Origin of the sequence: Streptomyces hokutonensis, from assembly GCF_000376565.1 — a bacterium.
Taxonomy (GTDB): domain Bacteria; phylum Actinomycetota; class Actinomycetes; order Streptomycetales; family Streptomycetaceae; genus Streptomyces; species Streptomyces hokutonensis.
In genome coordinates this window covers 208,000-224,277 of sequence record NZ_BARG01000006.1, presented here as the reverse complement: position 1 = coordinate 224,277, position 16,278 = coordinate 208,000, and the positions used below count along the sequence as shown (strand labels likewise).

Sequence of the window (16,278 nt, the reverse complement as noted above, 5' to 3'; positions counted from 1 at the left end):
CGCTCCCCGGGCCTCAGTCAATCAGGCGCCGGAGTGTGCCGCGGTCAACTGCTGGGACTCCCCGTGCGGGCCGGCGGGCCGCACGCGCGCGTGCGGGGTCGCCGGAACCGCCCTCGACGACCGCCACAGACGGACGAAGGAGAGGACGGCCGCGGCGGCCAGCAGACCGTTGCGTACGACCATCAGCGCGCAGCCCGTCCACGTGCTGTGGATGACGTCCCCGTACAGGGCGGGGAACTCGACGGAGCTGATCGCGGTCGCCGCCACGATCAGTGCCGCCACCGGGCGCTGCACGGTGTGCCGGGAGGTCAGGCAGACGGCGGCCAGGCCGAGCAGCCAGATCATGTACTGGGGGCTGATCACCCGGCTGGTGACGGTGAACAGCAGGACGGCGCTCAGCGCGGCGTCGTAGGGGGTCGCGTCGGTCCAGCGGCGGGCCCGGATCCGCCACAGCAGCAGGAACCCGAAGGCGACCGCCGTGAGCGCGAGGGAGGCGTCGGCGACGGCGGCGACGTGCGGTCCCGTGAACTCCATCGCGCCGTACTGGTAGCGAGCCCGGCCCGGCCAGCCGGCGTGGGTCGCCAGGCCGAGGAGCGTGCCGCCCAGTGACTCGATCTGTACGCCTCTGCCGCCCTGTTGGCGCAAGAAGGCGAAAGGATTGTTGAACAAGGCTACGAGCATCATGAGCGACAAGACCCCCGCCCCCACCGCCCACGACCACACCGACCGTGTAGCCCGCCCCCTCGGCACCCCCAGCAGCACCAGCGCCGGCCACACCTTCACCAGCGCGCCCAGCGCCGCGAACGCGCCGCACGCGCGCGTGGAGCGCGACAACGTCAACAGGGAGATGACGGCGAACGCCGTGACCTGCACGTCGTAGCGGACGAGCGGCATGTCCAGGAGGAGGGGGAGACAGACGATCCAGTAGGCGGCGCCGCGCAGGCTGTGACCGGGGCGGGTGCCCGCGCGGGTCAGCACCACGGTGATCAGCGCGTCGGCGGCGAGGGTGAAGGCGACGAACGCCTGGAAGTACGTCAGGTCCGGCAGCAGCGCCGGGGCCAGCAGGATCGGTCCTGCGCCCGGCGGGTACTGCCACAGGTGGTCGTTGGCCGGGAACGCGCCCTGCGACAGCACCCCGTACCAGTGGTAGTAGAGGCGCCACACCTCCCGGGCGACCGCGCCCCGGCCGAGCAGGGGCAGGCCGTTGTACGTGAGGAGGAGCAGCATTCCGGCGCGGGTGGCGAGCCAGGCGAGCGTGAGGGCGGGGAGGCGGTGTCTGCGGACGGCGTTCATCACAGCGGATCGTAAGCCGGGTGAATGCCGCATGAATGCTAATACACCGTCAATCGTTGGTAAGAGCCCGCTTACAGTACAAAATCGGCCAGGTGGAAAGCCAAGGCGAGGGTGAGTACGGGTACGGGCGACGGACGCGTGCGGAGGTCGTGGCCGTCGTCGTGCCGGTGGCCGTCATGCTCGCGCTGGGGCTGTGGGGGCTCGACCGCGGCGGGATGTGGGGCGACGAGGGCGTCACGTACCTGGTGGGGCGGCGCACGGTGCCGCAGATCTGGCACCTGCTGCACGGCGTCGACGCGGTGCACGGCCTGTACTACCTGCTCATGCACGCCGTCCTCGCCGTCCACCCCGGCGAGGTCGCCCTCCGCCTGCCGTCGGTGTGCGGCGCGGCGGCGACGGCGGGCCTGGTCGCGGCCCTCGGCGTCCGCCTGGCCCGCCCCCGGGTCGGCCTCTGGGCCGGCCTGCTCTACGCGATCACCCCGCTGACCGGCCACTACGCACAGGAGGGCCGGTCGTACGCCATCGTCGCGGCCGGAGTCGCCGGGGCGACGCTGCTCCTCGTGCGGGCGCTGGAAGGGCGCTCGTGGTGGCCGTACGGCGCTGTCCTCGCCGTGACCTTTCTGCTGCACGAGTTCGCCGTACTGCTGCTCTGCGCGCACGCGTTGACCCTGGCGGCGGCACGGGTGCCCAGGCCGGTGTGGGCCGGCTGGGCGCGTGCGGCGGGCTCCGCCGTGGGGATCCTGCTGCCCTTGGCGTGGGTGTCCCAGCGGCAGTCGGGGCAGGTGGCGTGGCTGCGGGTGCCGGACCGGGACACGGCCGAGCGGCTGGCCCGCGGGTTTCTCGCCGTCACCCCGACCGGAGTCGTCTTCTGGACCTCGGTCCTGCTGATCCTGCTGGGACTCGGCGCGGGACGGCTCGCGTCGGTGGCGCTGCCGTTGCTGGTGGTGCCGCCGGTGATCCTGCTGACGGTCTCGCAGTTCCGGCCGCTGTTCCACGAGCGGTATGTGCTGTACGCGCTGGCGGGGGCGCCGTTGCTGGTGGCGGCGGGGGCGGACCGGCTGGCGGGGATGGTGGGACGGCTGTGGCTGGAGAGCCTCCTGCGTCCGGAAGCCGCCCATGAGGCGGGCCGAGCGGCTGTGGTCGAACGCCGCCCCCAGTTGGTCGGCGCCCTTACGGTGCACGGTCACCACTCCGGAGCCACCGCGCGCGGTCACCACCCCGGCACCACCGCGCGCGGTCACCACCCCGGCACCACCGCGCGCGGTCACCACCCCGGCACCACCGCGCGCGGTCACCACCCCGGAGCCGCAACTCGCCCACCACTGGCCGGAGTCGACCGCACGACCGGAGCGGCGAGCCCTCCACCGGGTCCCTCACCGCGCCCCCCGAAACGGCCTGCCCGCACCCACCTCATCACTCTCGCCGGCGCGCTGGCCCTGGCCGTCCCCTTCCTCCACGGCCTTCCCGCCTACCGCAACGACCGGCTGGCGGCCCACCGCCCCGAGAACCTCGCCGAGGTCTCCGCGCTGGCCGGTCGTGAGCTGCGACCCGGCGACCCGGTCCTCTTCCTGCCGTCGTTCTGGAGGGTGACGGCGCTGGCGTACCCGAGGCCGTTCGCCGGGGTGCGGGACCTGGCGCTGGCGGAGTCGGGGGCGAGGTCCGGGACGCTGAGCGGACGCGAGGTGGCGCCGGCGGAGCTGGAGGCCGGGCTCGCCGGTGTGGACCGGGTGTGGATCGTCGCGCAGTCGAATCTGCTGCCGTCCCGGTGGGTGCCGGGCGACCCGGTCGACCGGGTCAAACTCGGCGTCGTGGACGGGGAGTTCGCGCGTCGCAGGCAGTATGTGAGCGGACGCGTGAAGCTGGCCCTCTACATCCGCCGAACGCCTCCGCAGGACATGCTCACGCCTGCCCCGGAGTACAAGGTCACGCCTGCTCCAGCGCCGCCGAGTCCAGCGCGCCCGTGAGTTCGTCGAGCCGTGCCCGCAGTGCGCGGATCTCGTCGATGTCGAAGCCGGTCGCGCCGAGGATGCGGCGCGGCACGTCGAGGGCGCGTTCGCGCAGGGCGACGCCCTCGTCCGTGAGCCGTACCTCCACCGAGCGCTCGTCGCGGGCGCTGCGCTCACGCCGTACCAGACCGGCCGTCTCCAGCCGCTTGAGCAGCGGGGACAGTGTGCCGGAGTCGAGCCGCAGGTGTTCGCCGAGCTTCTTGACGGGCAGCTCGCCGTGCTCCCACAGCACCAGCATCACCAGGTACTGCGGGTAGGTGAGGCCGAGATCCTTGAGGAGCACGCGGTAGACGCCGCCGAAGGCGCGTGACGCGGCGTTCAGGGAGAAGCAGATCTGCTGGTCCAGGCGGAGCCAGTCGCTGGTGGGCGTGTCGGCGGGAGTGGTGGTCATGGTTCCAGGATAGCGCGAGTGGGCCATTTAGTTGTGTGCAATTGAATTGTGTGCTCTACTTGTCGTCGTGAGGGGGCCCGGACACCCGGGCCGAACGCCTCGTAAAGACTTCCGAGAGGGATGGTTTTCCATGGACGCGATCTACACCGCCGTAGCCACCGCCACCCACGGCCGTGACGGCCGCGCGGTCAGCAACGACGGCAAGATCGACCTTCAGCTCGGCTTCCCGGTCGAGATGGGCGGCAACGGCGAGGGCACCAACCCCGAGCAGCTGTTCGCCGCCGGTTACGCCGCCTGTTTCGGCAGTGCCCTCGGCGCCGTCGGCCGCCAGGCGAAGGTCGACGTCTCCGACGCGGCCGTGACCGCCGAGGTCGGCATAGGCAAGCAGGGCGAGGGCTTCGCCCTCAAGGTGACGCTGCGCATCGAGCTCCCCGACACCGTGGACGAGGCGACCGGCCGCAAGCTGGTCGAGACCGCCCACCAGGTCTGCCCCTACTCGAACGCGACCCGCGGCAACATCGAGGTCAACCTCGTCATCGAGTAGTGAATACGAACTAGTCAACATGGACTAGTCGATACGACGCTTCTACGACCCCGGCGACGAGCGCTGATCACCTCGTCGCCGGGGTCGCCCGCGTCAGCGGACCGGCTGAGCCTGCTCCCCGAGCCCGTGCGACTGCGCCGGCACCGCGACGGCCGCCTTCCCCCGCACCACGCTCTCCAGCAGCAACGGCACCCCCACCACCGGCAACAGCCACACCAGCACGATCAGCCGCCCGCCCCACACACTGATGTCCGGGTGCGCGGCCTGCGTGAGGATCCCGGTGAACGCGGCCCCGATGACGAACACCCCGAACACCGGCCGCCGCAGCGCACCCCACACACCGGCACCCAGCGCCGCCGCGAGCACCGGCTGCCACAGCTGCTGCCGCGTCCACTCCAGCCAGAAGTCCGCTTCCAGGTGCAGGAATTCGGGGTAGAGCCGGGTGCGGTCGGGACGCGCGTAGTGATCGGTCAGCAGGTCCTGGAGGCTGTCGGTCTGGGACGGGTAGTGCAGCAGCCCCGCCAACAGCAGAGTTCCTACGGCCGCCGCCGCGCCGAGCCCCGCGACCACCGCCCACGCCCGCTTCCGCTGTCGTACGGCGACCAGCGCACCCGCACCGGCCAGGCACAGCCCGAGGAACAGGGCCTGCGAGTGCTTGACCGTGAAGAGCAGGAGCAGCGAGCCGCCGATCAGGGCGAGTCCGGCGCGTGTACGGCGGCCCGTCGACACCAGCGCGCAGCCCCACACCGCGGCCAGCGTCAGGGCCATCATCAGGCCCTCGGTCATCGGGCGCATCGCGGTCGTCCCGCACGGCAGGACGTAGTAGAGGGCCTGCCCGGTCAGCGAGATCGGTACCGACACGGACAGCGTGCGCAGGATCAGGAACACCAGGATCCCGCCCGCGACCGTGAGGACGACACTCGACGTCCACAGCCCCCACACCGGCCCGAGCAGCGTGACGAACGGGACCAGGAACACCGGGTATCCGGGCCGCACTTCGAAGATGCGCATGAACCGCTCGGGCATGAACGGCGTGATGAACCCGCCGCTGTTCCCGGCCCGCACCTGCGCGTCCACCACCCGCCACTGGGCGGCCCGGCACTTCTTCGCGACCCGCGCGGCCGGGTCCTTGCCGTGGAAGTTCAGCACGTTCACGCTCTGGTCGCGCCGCGCGATCGCTCCCCTGCTCGCGCAGTAGTAGTCGATGGTGACGGTCGCCGCCGCGCGCTTGCTCTCCCCGCTCAGACTCAGCGCGTACGAGAGGTAGTTCTTGGTGTCGGGGGTGTCCCGGCCGGTGACATTGGCGAGTTGGAGCACCGCGAACACGGCGGCCAGCACCAGCACCCACGTGCGGGGCCTCATGAGGACGCCAACTGGTCGTGACCGGCGGCGGGGGAGGGCACGCGCGTGACGGATCGGGCCGACGGCTGCCAGTCGTCCTCACCCAGCAGCAGCGTCCGTACGACCCGCTCGGCGGCGTTTCCGTCGTCGAACTCGCAGTAGCGTGACCGGAATTCGGTCCGCAGCCGTGTCGAGTCCTCGTCCCGCCAGGCACCCGAGGCGAACAGCCACGCCAACTCCCGGTAGGAACCGGACACATGGCCCGGTGGCGCGGCGGTGACGTCGAAGTAGGTGCCCCGGCTCGCCGCGTACGCCTCCCGGTCGTCGGCGTGGAGGACGATCGGCCGGTCGAGGTTGGCGTAGTCGAACATCAGGGCCGAGTAGTCGGTGACCAGCGCGTCGGACGCCAGCATGACGTCCTCCACGGAGGGTTCGTCGGTCGCGTCGACCAGCACACCCCGCCGGTGCAGATCCGCGAGCCCCATGCCCCGCGCGGGACCGGTCGCCAGCGACGGATGCAGGCGTACGACGAGGTTGTGCCCCGGGCCGAGATCCTCCGCGAACCGCGCCAGGTCGAGCCGGTCGACGTGGCCGCTCCTCACGTACTCGCGGCGGGTCGGCGCGTACAGCACGACGGTGTGCCCGTCGGGGATCCCGAGCCGCTCCCGAACTGCCGTCCCCGCCTCCGGAGTTGCTCCGACGAGTACGTCGTTGCGCGGGCTGCCCGTCCGCGCCGACGCGAAGTGGCACGGGTACGCCCGCTCCCACACCAGCTCCGAGTGCCGGTTGGCGACCAGGCTGTGGTCCCAGCGGTCGGCGCGGCGCAGCATCTGCGGTACGTCGACGCCGTAGCGGGCGCCGGGCTTGTCCAGCAGGTCGGCCGCCATGTACTTGAGCGGGGTGCCCTGGTGGGTGTGGATGTGGACGCTGCCGGGGCGCTTGGTGAGGGTGCCGGGCCAGTTGACGTTGTTCACGAAGTACTTGGCCCGCGCGGTGACTTGGTGGAAGCGCGGGGTGTTGAGCAGGACGTGCTCGACGTCCGGCGGCAGCAACGCGGCCTGTTCCGCGTCCTGTACGACCCACACGCCCCGGAGGTGCGGGGCGATCTCCCGCGCCTTGTAGTACACGGCGCCCGGGTCGCCGAGGACTCCGCGGTGCGAAAAGGCCGAGTACACAACGAGGTTGGGGTCGAGGGAGCGGCGGGCGTGCAGCGCGCCCCAGCCGCTCTTGACCCGCCCGGCCGCCGACTTGCGTGCCTGCAACGCTCGCCGTTCGAGCTGCCGCGCGGCCCGTCCCGCCTGCCGCCTGACCAGGTACCTGGCGTAACTCCCCTCCAGGGCGCGGACTTCGGCGTCCACCGGTGCCCCCGCCGCCGGCTTGTGCTTGGCGAACAGCTCGGCCGTACGGCGGAAGAACTCGGCCTTGTCGGACGGGGGCAGGCGGTCCGGCTTGCCGAGGATGTCGAGACAGTGCTCGCCCATCTTGCGGTGCAGGTAGGGGCGCCAACTTGCCAGCTCCGGGCGGGAGTCGACGAACGCGAAGACCCGCTCGTACTGGTCGTGGATGTCGAAGTGCTTGCGGCTGGTGGTGGACAGGATGTTGCCCTGCCTGCGCTGCCGGTAGTTGAGGCAGATCCGGTCGAGGGTGGCGATCCGCTCGGCGCTGAGCAGCACCGGGAACGTCCAGGGCGTGTCCTCGTAGTAGCCCGGCGGGAACTCGAAGGCGTGCTTGTGGACGAACTCGCGGCGGTACACCTTGTTCCACACGACCATCAACAGGTCGAGGATCTCCGGGTGTTCGGCGACCGTGAAGGTGTCGTCGACCTCCGTGAGGACGTGTGCGAGGACGTTGCGCCGGGTGCCGCCCCACCAGTAGGTGCGCGCGTAGTCGAAGACCAGGACGTCCGGGTCGCCGCTCGCGTCGAGCCGGTCGGCCATCGCGCGCAGGGCGCCCGGGGTGAGGGTGTCGTCGCTGTCGAGGAAGAAGAGGAAGTCGCCGGTGGCCAGGGGCATTCCGGCGTTGCGGGCACGGCCGAGGCCGACGTTCTCCGGCAGGTGCAGCACCTGTACGCGCGGGTCGCGGGCCGCGTACTCGTCGAGGATCGCGCCGCACCCGTCCGGGGAGCAGTCGTTCACGGCGATCACCTCGATGTCCCGGTAGGACTGCTCCAGGACCGAGTCGAGGCACTCGCGCAGAAAGCCCTGCACCTTGAAGACGGGGACGATGACGCTGAAGCGGGGCACTTCGGGTTCAGCTCCTTACGAGGGTGGCGGCGGGGGCCGGGACGCGCTCCGCGAGCGGGATCACGGGCGGGACCGCCTCCGGCGGCTCACCGAGGAACACCCGGCGTACGACCCGCTCGGAGGCCAGTCCGTCGTCGAACTCGCAGAACCGGGACCGGAATTCGGCCCGCAGGGCCTTGGACTCCGGCCCCGCGTACGAGCCGTCGCGGAACACCTGGGCCAGTTCCTCGGGCGTGCGGGCGACCGGGCCCGGCGGGGCCTCCATGAGGTCGAAGTAGACGCCCCGGGTCTCCCGGTAGACGTCCCAGTCGTCGGCGTACACGACGATCGGCCGGTCGAGGTTGGCGTAGTCGAACATGATCGACGAGTAGTCCGTGACCAGCGCGTCGGCGGCCAGGCACACGTCCTCGGAGGAGCGGTGCCCGGTCACGTCGATGATCCGGCCGGTGCTCTTCCCGCGTCCCTGGTCGTAGAAGTAGTGGGCGCGCAGCAGCACGACCACGTCCTCGCCGGCCGCCGCGCAGAAGGCCTCCAGGTCGAGTCCGGTGTCGAAGCCGGTCCGGTAGTCGCGGTGGGTGGGCGCGTACAGGACGGCCGTCTTGCCCTCCGGGACGCCCAACTCCCGCCGCACACGCGCCACTTCATCCGCCGTGGCTGTGTAGTAGACGTCGTTGCGCGGATAGCCGTACTCCAGCGCCTCGTAGGAGCCCGGGAAGGCGCGCTCCCACATCTGGGTGGAGTGCCGGTTGGAGGAGATGTTGTAGTCCCAACGGTCCACCCGGCCCAGCAACTTGGCGAAGCTGCCGGTCGCCGCGGCCACCACCGGGTACGTCGACTGGTCGACGCCCATCTTCTTCAGCGGGGTCCCGTGCTGCGTCTGGACGTGCACGCTGCCGCGCCGCTTGACGACGCCCTCGGCGAAGTTGGCGTTGTTCACCAGGTACTTGGCCCGGGCCAGGACCTCCCAGTACTTCCGGCTGCCGATCACGGCGTGCTCGACGCCCTTCGGTACGGCGTCCACCGCGTCCGGCTCGACCAGGAACACCGAGCGGATGTGCGGGGCGAGTTCGGCCGCCTTGGCGTGGATCGCGGCCGGGCTGCACGCGTAGCCCCGCCCCCAATAGGCGCAGTACACGGCCAGGTTGGGGTCGAGGGGGCGGCGCAGATCGCGGGCGTAGCGCATGCGGGTGCGGAGCATCCGGGGGCGGGGGACCCGCTCGGCCGCCTCCGACGCCGAGCGGTTGGCGCCGCGCAGTGCCCGGAACGCCGAGTACGCCCCCGATGCCAGCAGCCGGTGCTGCACGCCCACACTCCCGCCCGGCGCGCGGAAACCGGCGGGCCGGTGTGTGCGGTACAGCCGCCCCGCCCGGCGGAAGAAGGCGCGGTGCCCGGAGGGGAGGCGCTCGGGCCGCGAGGCCGTCTTCAGCACCACGGCGAAGAGCTGCTCGAACAGGGCGCCGGACAGCTCGCTGTCGGCCGCCCGCGTCAGCACCATGTCGACCTGCTCGAGGAGTTGGTGGTGGTGCGCGCCCGGCAGGTTGAGCCGGCTGCCCTGCCGGCGCAGCAGATGCCGTACGACCACCGAGCGCAGCACCGCGACCCGCTCGCCGGCGAGGGTGACCAGGCCACCCCAGCCGAGGTCGGTGAACGGGCCCTCGGGGAAGGTGAGTTGGCGGTCGGTGAGGAAGGCGCGGCGGTAGGCGGCGCTCCAGGCCGGGAGCTGAACGCCCGTCAACTGCGGTGCCTGGGACGGGGAGAAGGCAGCGGCCGGGGTCTTCGCCAGCAGCGGGGCCGCCGGGTTGGTGGGCTCGCCCTCCCACCACGGGGTCCGCTCGTGCTCGAAGTACAGGACGTCGACGTCACCGGTCTCCGTGAGGCGGGCGTTCAGCGCGGCCAGCGCACCGGGGGCGAGGGTGTCGTCGCCGTCCAGGAAGAGGACGTAGGTGCCGGTCGCCGTCCGCAGGCCGGTGTTGCGTGCCCCGCTCAGGCCCGCCGAGGGTGGTGAGTGGACCGGGGCCACCCGGGAGTCCCGTCCGGCGTGGGCGTCGGCGACGTCGGCGGCCGGGGAGCCGGGGGCGTCGCAGACCGGGATCAGCTCGAAGTCGCCGTAGGACTGCGCGAGGACCGAGTCCAGGGCCTGGGAGAGCCGGCCGGCGACCCCGTGGGACGGGACGATGATGCTGAAGCGGGGCATTCTGTTCTTTCTCCAGTGGTCCGGAGGGGAGGTTCCGGGTCAGTGCGCGCGGCGGCCGGGGCGCCCGGTCGGACGCCAGGTGGACGGCCGGGTCGGTGTGGGGCGCGAGGGGCTTGAGGGCATGCGAACTCCCCGGTGTGGAAACGGCGTTCAGAGGCGGTCGGTGACGGGCCGGGGCGCCGTGGGCTGCGGCACGGTGGCGAGGGGGGAGTGCGTGCGGCTCGCGGCGGCCGACGGGACCGGGTGGCGGTCGGCGAGCGGGACGACCGGCGGGAGGTCTCTCTCGCCCAACACCACGTGGCGTACGACCCGTTCGGCGGCGCGGCCGTCGTCGTAGGGGCAGAAGCGTTCGCGGAACGCGGTGCGCAGCTGGGCCGAGCGGGAGCCGCGCCAGTGGTCGGTCGCGAAGATGTCGATCAGTTCGTCCTCGCTGCGCGCGACCGCGCCCGGCGGGAAGGCCCGCAGGTCGAAGTAGGTGCCGCGGGCCGCCTCGTAGGCCTCCCAGTCGTCGGCGTGGATGACGATCGGGCGGTCGAGGTTGGCGTAGTCGAACATCAGGGACGAGTAGTCGGTGACCAGCGCGTCCGAGGCGAGGCAGAGCGACTCGACGCTGGGGTGGTCGGTGACGTCGATGATCCGGCCGGACGCGGCGGCCGCGAGCGGGCCCTCGTGCCAGTAGTGGGCGCGGGCGAGCACGACGAAGCGCGGGCCGAGGCGGCGCAGCACGCGGTCGAGGTCCAAGTGGGCGCGCTGGACGCGGCGGTAGTCGCGGTGGGTCGGCGCGTAGAGGAGCGCGATCGCGTCCTGCGGGATGCCGAGCGACTCGCGCAGGCGGTGCACGTCGGCCGAAGTCGCCTGCTGGAACACGTCGTTGCGGGGATAGCCGTAGGCGAGCGTGGTGTAGCTGCCGGGGTAGACCCGCTCCCAGGTCAGGGTGGTGTGGCGGTTGGGGGACAGGACGTGGTCCCACTTGTCGACGCCCTTGAGGAGTTCGCCGAAGTCCATGTCCCGTGCGGCGGCCGGGCGTTCCTGGAGATCGAGGCCCATGTGCTTGAGGGGGGTGCCGTGTTGGGTCTGGATCAGGACCTGGCCGGGGCGCTTGACCAGCCGGCGGTCGAAGTTGACGTTGTTCACCAGGTACTTGGAGCGGGCCAGCGCCGTCCAGTAGGCGACCGTGTTCGGGCGCAGTCTGCGGGTGGCGGCCGGGATCGTGTGGTGGTGCTCGGGGCGGGCGATCCACGCGGTGCGGATGTGCGGGGCGTGGGTGCGGAACGCGGTCTCCAGCGCGCCCGGGTTGCAGCTGTGGCCGCGTCCCCAGTAGGCGGCGAACACCGCGCGATCCCTCAGCGGGAGCCGGAGTTGGACCTTGTAGTGCAGTTGGAGGACCGCCGCCTTGAGGTTGCGCAGGAGTTTGGCGGTGAGCTTGACCGCCCGGCGGCGCCAGCTCATCGCCTTCTGCACGGCCCGGAAGGTGCGGTGCACGCCGAAGTGCACGAAGGTGTGCCGCATCCGGGTGCGCAGCGGGACCGAGGTGCCCGGGATGCGGTAACGGCGGTAGTGGGCACGGGCCTTGCGCAGGAACTCGGCGCGGGTGCCGCGCGGCAGCCGGTCCGGCTTCGTGAAGACCGTCGCGAGGTGGTCGACCATGCGGCGGAACAACACCGGCCGCCACTGGGCGAGTTCGGGGCGCGCGTCGAGGAACGCGAAGACCCGGTCGTACTGGTCGAAGACGTCGAAGTGCTTACGGCTGGTGGTGCCGAGGATGTTGCCCTGGCGGCGCTGCCGGTAGTGGACGCAGACCCGGTCCAGGGTCGCGATCGTCTCCGCCGCCATCAGGACCGGGTAGGTCCACGGGGTGTCCTCGTAGTAGCCGGGCGGGAAGGCGAAACCCTCGCGCTCGACGAACTCCCGCCGGTACGCCTTGTTCCAGGCGACCATGATGACCCGGAGCAGCCCGGGGCGGTCCTCCAGGCGGAAGGGGGCCGGGCCCTGTTCGGTCAACTGGGCGGCGACCTTGTTGCGTTGGGCCTCCCCGGACCAGTAGGTGCGGGCGTAGTCGAAGACGAGGACGTCGGGTTCGCCGGTCTCCTTGACGCGGTCGGCGATCGAGCGCAGCGCGTCGGGCGTGAGCGTGTCGTCGCTGTCGAGGAAGACCAGATAGTCGCCGGTCGCCTGTTCCAGACCGGCGTTGCGGGCGCGGCCGAGGCCCTGGTTCTCGGGGAGGTGGACGGCGCGTACGCGGGCGTCGCGGGCCGCGAACTCGTCGATGATCGCGCCGCAGGCGTCCGGCGAGCAGTCGTCGACCGCGATCAGCTCCAGATCGGGATACGACTGCGAGAGCACCGATTCCAGGCATTCGTGCAGGTACGCCTGGACCTTGTACGCGGGGACAATGACACTGAACCTGGGCAAGGGACATCCATGGGTCGGTCGGCGCGGGCGTTCTGCCCGGGAACGGCCGATGGAGTGACTTGGTTACGCCGCGTACGGCATACGGGGGACACACGGTGAACGCGAAGGGGCGGGCCGGTGACGGCCCACCCCTTGAACCTTGTGCGGTTTATAGCTATTTGACCGCGCCCGCCATGACACCGGACACGAACTGCCGCTGGAACGCGAAGAACACGGCCAGCGGGATCACCATGGAGATGAACGCGCCGGGTGCCAGCACGTCGATGTTGTTGCCGAACTGGCGTACCTGCGTCTGGAGTGCGACCGTGATCGGCTGGGTGCTGGACTTGGTGAACACCAGCGCGACCAGCATGTCGTTCCACACCCACAGGAACTGGAAGATGCCCAGGCTCGCGATCGCGGGCCCGCCGAGCGGCATCACGACCCGTGCGAACAGCCGGAGTTCACCGGCGCCGTCCAGCCGTGCCGCTTCCAACAGCTCACGCGGGATCTCCGCGAAGAAGTTCCGCAGCAGGAACACCGCGAACGGCAGCCCGTACCCCACATGGAACAGGATCACCCCGAAGATGGTCCCGAACAGGCCGATCTTTCCGAAGAGTTCGGCGATCGGGATCAGCGCGACCTGCACCGGCACGACCAACAGGCTGACCACGCCCAGGAACCACCAGTCGCGGCCAGGGAACTCCATCCACGCGAACGCGTAGCCCGCGAGCGCGCCGATCACCACGACGAGGATCGTCGCCGGGACGGTGATCAGGACGGTGTTCCACAGCGAGCTGGTGATGTCGCTGTTCTCCAGCAGCGTCTTGTAGCTGTGGAAGGTGAGTTGGGAGGGCTGGCTGAAGACCTTCCACCAGCCGCTCGCGTTCATGTCCTCCGGGCTGCGCAGCGAGGACAGCAGCAGCCCGATCGTCGGCACCAGCCAGAACAGGCCGACGAGGATCAGGAACACGCGGACCAGACCCCCGCTCGCCGCCGCCGCGAGCCGCCCGCCGAGCGACTCCCGCGCCTTGACGACCTCAACAGGCCCTGTCTTTCCCAGAGTTCCGGCATCCGTCGTCATCGCCGCACCTCCCGCCGCAGCCGGCGCACATTGAAGAGCATCACCGGGATCACCAGCAGGAGCAGGAACACCGAGATGGCGCTGGCGATCCCCGGCTGGCCCTCCGAGAAGCCCTTCCGGTACAGCTCAAGGGCGAGCACGTTGGCGTCGTCCTGCGAGGAGCCCGGGGCGATGATGAAGACCAGGTCGAAGATCTTCAGCACATTGATCATCAGCGTGACGGCGACGACCGCGAGTACCGGCGCCAGCAGCGGCACCGTGACCCGCCGGAACACCTGCCACTCATTGGCGCCGTCGACGCGGGCCGCCTCCAGCAACTCCCTCGGCACGCCCGCGAGTCCGGCCGCGATCAGCACCATCGCGAACCCGGCCCACATCCACACGTACGACCCGATGATGGCCGGCGTCACGAGCGACGGGCCCAGCCACTCCACGCCGTTGTACGGCGCCTTGAAGTTGCTTGCGGGGAGCCGGAGTTGGGCCCCGTCCGCACTCGCGGGCAGCGTGAAGGTGCCGTCGCCCGCGGCCTTCGTCGAGGCGACCACCTTGCCGTCCTTCACGGCCTCGATGCGCATCCCGCCGTAGCCGAGCTCGGACGGGTCGACCGCGCCGAGCTTGCCGACGCCCTTGCCGCGGGTGAAGTCCTGCCAGGTCGTGCCGGTGATCTTCCCCGGCTCCGGCTTGGCCGCCGCGGCCTTCTTCGCGCTGTCGGGCATCTGGTCGGGGGCGACGCCGACCAGCGGGAGCGTGACGGTCTGGCCGGCGTGGACCGTCGTACTGGTGATGAAGCCGCCCTTGTCCGCCTTCAGCGGCGACTCGCGGCCGGGGTGGGCGTTGGGGAACGCCGACGACGAGACGAACGTGTCGTGGATGCCGACCCAGACCGCGTTGGCGACGCCCTTGTGCGGGTCCTGGTCGTAGACGAGCCGGAAGATGATGCCGGCGGCGAGCATCGAGATCGCCATCGGCATGAAGACGACCAGCTTGAACGCCGTTCCCCAGCGCACCCGTTCGGTCAGCACCGCGAAGATCAGGCCGAGGGCGGTGGCGACCGTCGGCGCGAAGATGACCCAGATGATGTTGTTCTTCAGGGCGGTGCGGATGCCGTCGTCGGTGAACAGGGCCTTGTAGTTGTCGAATCCGGCGAAACCGTCGCCGGCCTGGTTGCCGAAGCTGCGGACCAGCGAGTACCCGATCGGGTAGACCACGAGCGCGCCCAGCAGCACCAGGGCGGGCAGCAGGAACAGCACTGCCACGGTCCTGCGGGTGCCGGTCACGCTCTTGCGGTTGCGGGGAGGGACGGAGGCCCCGGGGGCCTCCGCCGCTGCCGATGCCATCTCGGGCTCAGCTCCCGCTCGCGTAGGCCGCCGCCGCGTCCTTCTCCAGCTGCGCCTGCGTGCCCGCGATATTGGTCGGGTTCTTCAGGAAGTCCTGGAGGTCCTTCCACTCGCCCTTGCCCGGGGTACCGCCGAAGGACTGCGGGGCCTGGTCGGACATGTCGAAGCGGAAGTCGTCACCGGCCGCGATCAGCGACTTGGCGATCGTCCGCTGCACCGCGTTCGGGTACGCCGAGTCCGGCACGTTCTTGTTCGGGGAGAGATAGCCGCCGAGCTTCGCCTGGATCGTCGCCGCGTCCGGCGAGGCGAGGAAGGTCGCCAGCGCCTGGGCCGCCTTGGAGTCCTTCAGGATGACGGCCGCGTCGCCGCCGGAGACCACCGGCGCGGTCGAGCCCACCGACGGGAACGGGAACACCTTGGCGTCGGTGCCCACCTTCGCCTTCGTCTCACCGATGTTTACCTGCACGAAGTCGCCCTCGTAGACCATCGCGGACTTCGGCTGGTCGCCGCCGGTGAAGGTCTGGGTGACCGACGCCGGGAACTCGGTCTGCAGCGCGCCGTTCTGGCCGCCCGCGATGTACGCCTTCTTGCCCCAGATCTGCGCCAGCGTGGTGAGCGCCTCCTTCACGGAGGGGTCCGTCCACTTGATCTTGTGCTGGGCGAGTTCGTCGTACTTCTCCGGGCCCGCCTGCGACAGATACACGTTCTCGAACCAGTCGGTGAGCGGCCAGCCGTCCGCGCCCGCGATCGAGAAGGGGGTGACCCCGGAGTCGTAGACCGTCTGCGCGGTGGTCAGCAGGTCCTGCCAGGTCTTGGGCTCCTTGGCGCCCGCGTTCTCGAAGACCTTGGCGTTGTACCAGATCAGCGACTTGTTGGCGGCCTTGTAGTACACGCCGTACTGCTTGCCGCCGACCTTGCCGATGTCCTGCCAGCCCTGCGAGTAGTTCTTCTGCAACTCCGCGAGCGCGTCGGCTCCGAGGGGCTTGGCCCACTTCTTGTCGACGGCCTGTTTGATCGCGCCGGGCTGCGGGAGCATCGCGACGTCCGGCGGCTGGCCGCCCGCGATCTTCGAACCGAGGAAGTTGATGATCGGGTCCTGCGCGGGCACGAAGGTGACCTTGGCACCCGTGCGCTTCTCGAACTCCGCGAGGACCGCCTTGAAGTTCTTCTGCTCGGCACCCGTCCACACGGCGGCCACCTCGAGGCTCTCGCCGTTCAGCTTGGGGAGGGCGACCGTGCCGATGCTCTCGGAAGGACTGCTGGATTTGCCGTTGTCGCTCTTGTTGTCGCTGCCACCGCAAGAGGTGAGAGAGAGCGCCAGTGCTCCCGCGGCGACAACTGCCGCTGTACGTACGGTGGTGCGTGTCCGGTTTGTGCTGCTCGTGCTGCGCATCACTGCCCCGTTCTTCGTTCCTCGTCGAACGCTCGAACGCTTCCGTGCGCACTGGTCTACG

At 70.6% G+C, this 16,278-nt stretch carries 11 protein-coding genes; 2 read left to right on the top strand and 9 right to left on the bottom strand.

Annotation, left to right across the window (positions count from 1 at the left end):
* Positions 1–21: 21 nt before the first annotated feature.
* Positions 22–1,293 carry a glycosyltransferase 87 family protein gene (locus SSP08S_RS54725; RefSeq protein ID WP_019066005.1) on the bottom strand — a complete coding sequence of 424 codons (1,272 nt, stop codon included), beginning with the start codon at positions 1,291–1,293 and terminating at the stop codon, positions 22–24.
* Positions 1,294–1,469: 176 nt separating this feature from the next.
* Between SSP08S_RS54725 and SSP08S_RS58975 the strand changes: the two genes are divergently transcribed.
* Positions 1,470–3,257 carry a glycosyltransferase family 39 protein gene (locus tag SSP08S_RS58975; RefSeq protein ID WP_043259241.1) on the top strand — a complete coding sequence of 596 codons (1,788 nt, stop codon included), beginning with the start codon at positions 1,470–1,472 and terminating at the stop codon, positions 3,255–3,257.
* On the opposite strand, the gene SSP08S_RS02535 is transcribed toward SSP08S_RS58975, so the two are convergent.
* A complete protein-coding gene (locus SSP08S_RS02535; RefSeq protein WP_019066003.1) occupies positions 3,217–3,690 on the bottom strand; it encodes a MarR family winged helix-turn-helix transcriptional regulator in 474 nt (157 codons plus the stop codon). The genes SSP08S_RS58975 and SSP08S_RS02535 overlap by 41 nt on opposite strands.
* A 130-nt stretch (positions 3,691–3,820) precedes the next feature.
* On the opposite strand from SSP08S_RS02535, the gene SSP08S_RS02530 reads away from it, so the two are divergent.
* Entirely contained in the window at positions 3,821–4,234 is a 414-nt protein-coding gene (locus SSP08S_RS02530; RefSeq protein ID WP_019066002.1) for an organic hydroperoxide resistance protein, read from the top strand.
* 93 nt (positions 4,235–4,327) lie between these two features.
* Here the strand turns inward: SSP08S_RS02530 and SSP08S_RS02525 are convergent, their stop codons facing one another.
* The 7 genes from SSP08S_RS02525 to SSP08S_RS02495 all read right to left on the bottom strand — a co-directional run bounded on the left by SSP08S_RS02525 (position 4,328) and on the right by SSP08S_RS02495 (position 16,217).
* Complete coding sequence (locus tag SSP08S_RS02525; protein WP_026178124.1) at positions 4,328–5,596, bottom strand: hypothetical protein; 1,269 nt, start codon at positions 5,594–5,596, stop codon at positions 4,328–4,330.
* On the bottom strand, positions 5,593–7,818 hold the full coding sequence (locus SSP08S_RS02520; protein WP_019066000.1) for a bifunctional glycosyltransferase/CDP-glycerol:glycerophosphate glycerophosphotransferase: 2,226 nt from the start codon (positions 7,816–7,818) through the stop codon (positions 5,593–5,595). Before SSP08S_RS02520 ends, SSP08S_RS02525 begins: the two co-directional genes overlap by 4 nt.
* Positions 7,819–7,825: 7 nt before the next feature.
* Positions 7,826–10,012 (bottom strand): bifunctional glycosyltransferase/CDP-glycerol:glycerophosphate glycerophosphotransferase, encoded by a 2,187-nt coding sequence (locus SSP08S_RS02515; protein WP_019065999.1) that lies wholly within the window; start codon positions 10,010–10,012, stop codon positions 7,826–7,828.
* Positions 10,013–10,162: 150 nt separating this feature from the next.
* The gene (locus SSP08S_RS02510; RefSeq protein WP_019065998.1) at positions 10,163–12,424 is read right to left on the bottom strand and encodes a bifunctional glycosyltransferase/CDP-glycerol:glycerophosphate glycerophosphotransferase; all 2,262 of its coding nucleotides are present in this window, start codon (positions 12,422–12,424) and stop codon (positions 10,163–10,165) included.
* Positions 12,425–12,578: 154 nt separating this feature from the next.
* Entirely contained in the window at positions 12,579–13,487 is a 909-nt protein-coding gene (locus SSP08S_RS02505; RefSeq protein WP_019065997.1) for a carbohydrate ABC transporter permease, read from the bottom strand.
* Positions 13,484–14,824, bottom strand: coding sequence for a carbohydrate ABC transporter permease (locus SSP08S_RS02500; RefSeq protein WP_019065996.1), 1,341 nt, complete (start codon positions 14,822–14,824; stop codon positions 13,484–13,486). Before SSP08S_RS02500 ends, SSP08S_RS02505 begins: the two co-directional genes overlap by 4 nt.
* A 7-nt stretch (positions 14,825–14,831) precedes the next feature.
* The gene (locus SSP08S_RS02495; RefSeq protein ID WP_019065995.1) at positions 14,832–16,217 is read right to left on the bottom strand and encodes an ABC transporter substrate-binding protein; all 1,386 of its coding nucleotides are present in this window, start codon (positions 16,215–16,217) and stop codon (positions 14,832–14,834) included.
* Between the last annotated feature and the right edge of the window lie 61 nt (positions 16,218–16,278).

Bases quoted from the DNA above. Each gene is read 5' to 3' on its own strand.
- SSP08S_RS54725 (WP_019066005.1), bottom strand. From the start codon at position 1,293: ATGAACGCCGTCCGCAGACACCGCCTCCCCGCCCTCACGCTCGCCTGG.
- SSP08S_RS58975 (WP_043259241.1), top strand. From the start codon at position 1,470: ATGCTCGCGCTGGGGCTGTGGGGGCTCGACCGCGGCGGGATGTGGGGC.
- SSP08S_RS02535 (WP_019066003.1), bottom strand. From the start codon at position 3,690: ATGACCACCACTCCCGCCGACACGCCCACCAGCGACTGGCTCCGCCTG.
- SSP08S_RS02530 (WP_019066002.1), top strand. From the start codon at position 3,821: ATGGACGCGATCTACACCGCCGTAGCCACCGCCACCCACGGCCGTGAC.
- SSP08S_RS02525 (WP_026178124.1), bottom strand. From the start codon at position 5,596: ATGAGGCCCCGCACGTGGGTGCTGGTGCTGGCCGCCGTGTTCGCGGTG.
- SSP08S_RS02515 (WP_019065999.1), bottom strand. From the start codon at position 10,012: ATGCCCCGCTTCAGCATCATCGTCCCGTCCCACGGGGTCGCCGGCCGG.
- SSP08S_RS02505 (WP_019065997.1), bottom strand. From the start codon at position 13,487: ATGACGACGGATGCCGGAACTCTGGGAAAGACAGGGCCTGTTGAGGTC.
- SSP08S_RS02500 (WP_019065996.1), bottom strand. From the start codon at position 14,824: ATGGCATCGGCAGCGGCGGAGGCCCCCGGGGCCTCCGTCCCTCCCCGC.
- SSP08S_RS02495 (WP_019065995.1), bottom strand. From the start codon at position 16,217: ATGCGCAGCACGAGCAGCACAAACCGGACACGCACCACCGTACGTACA.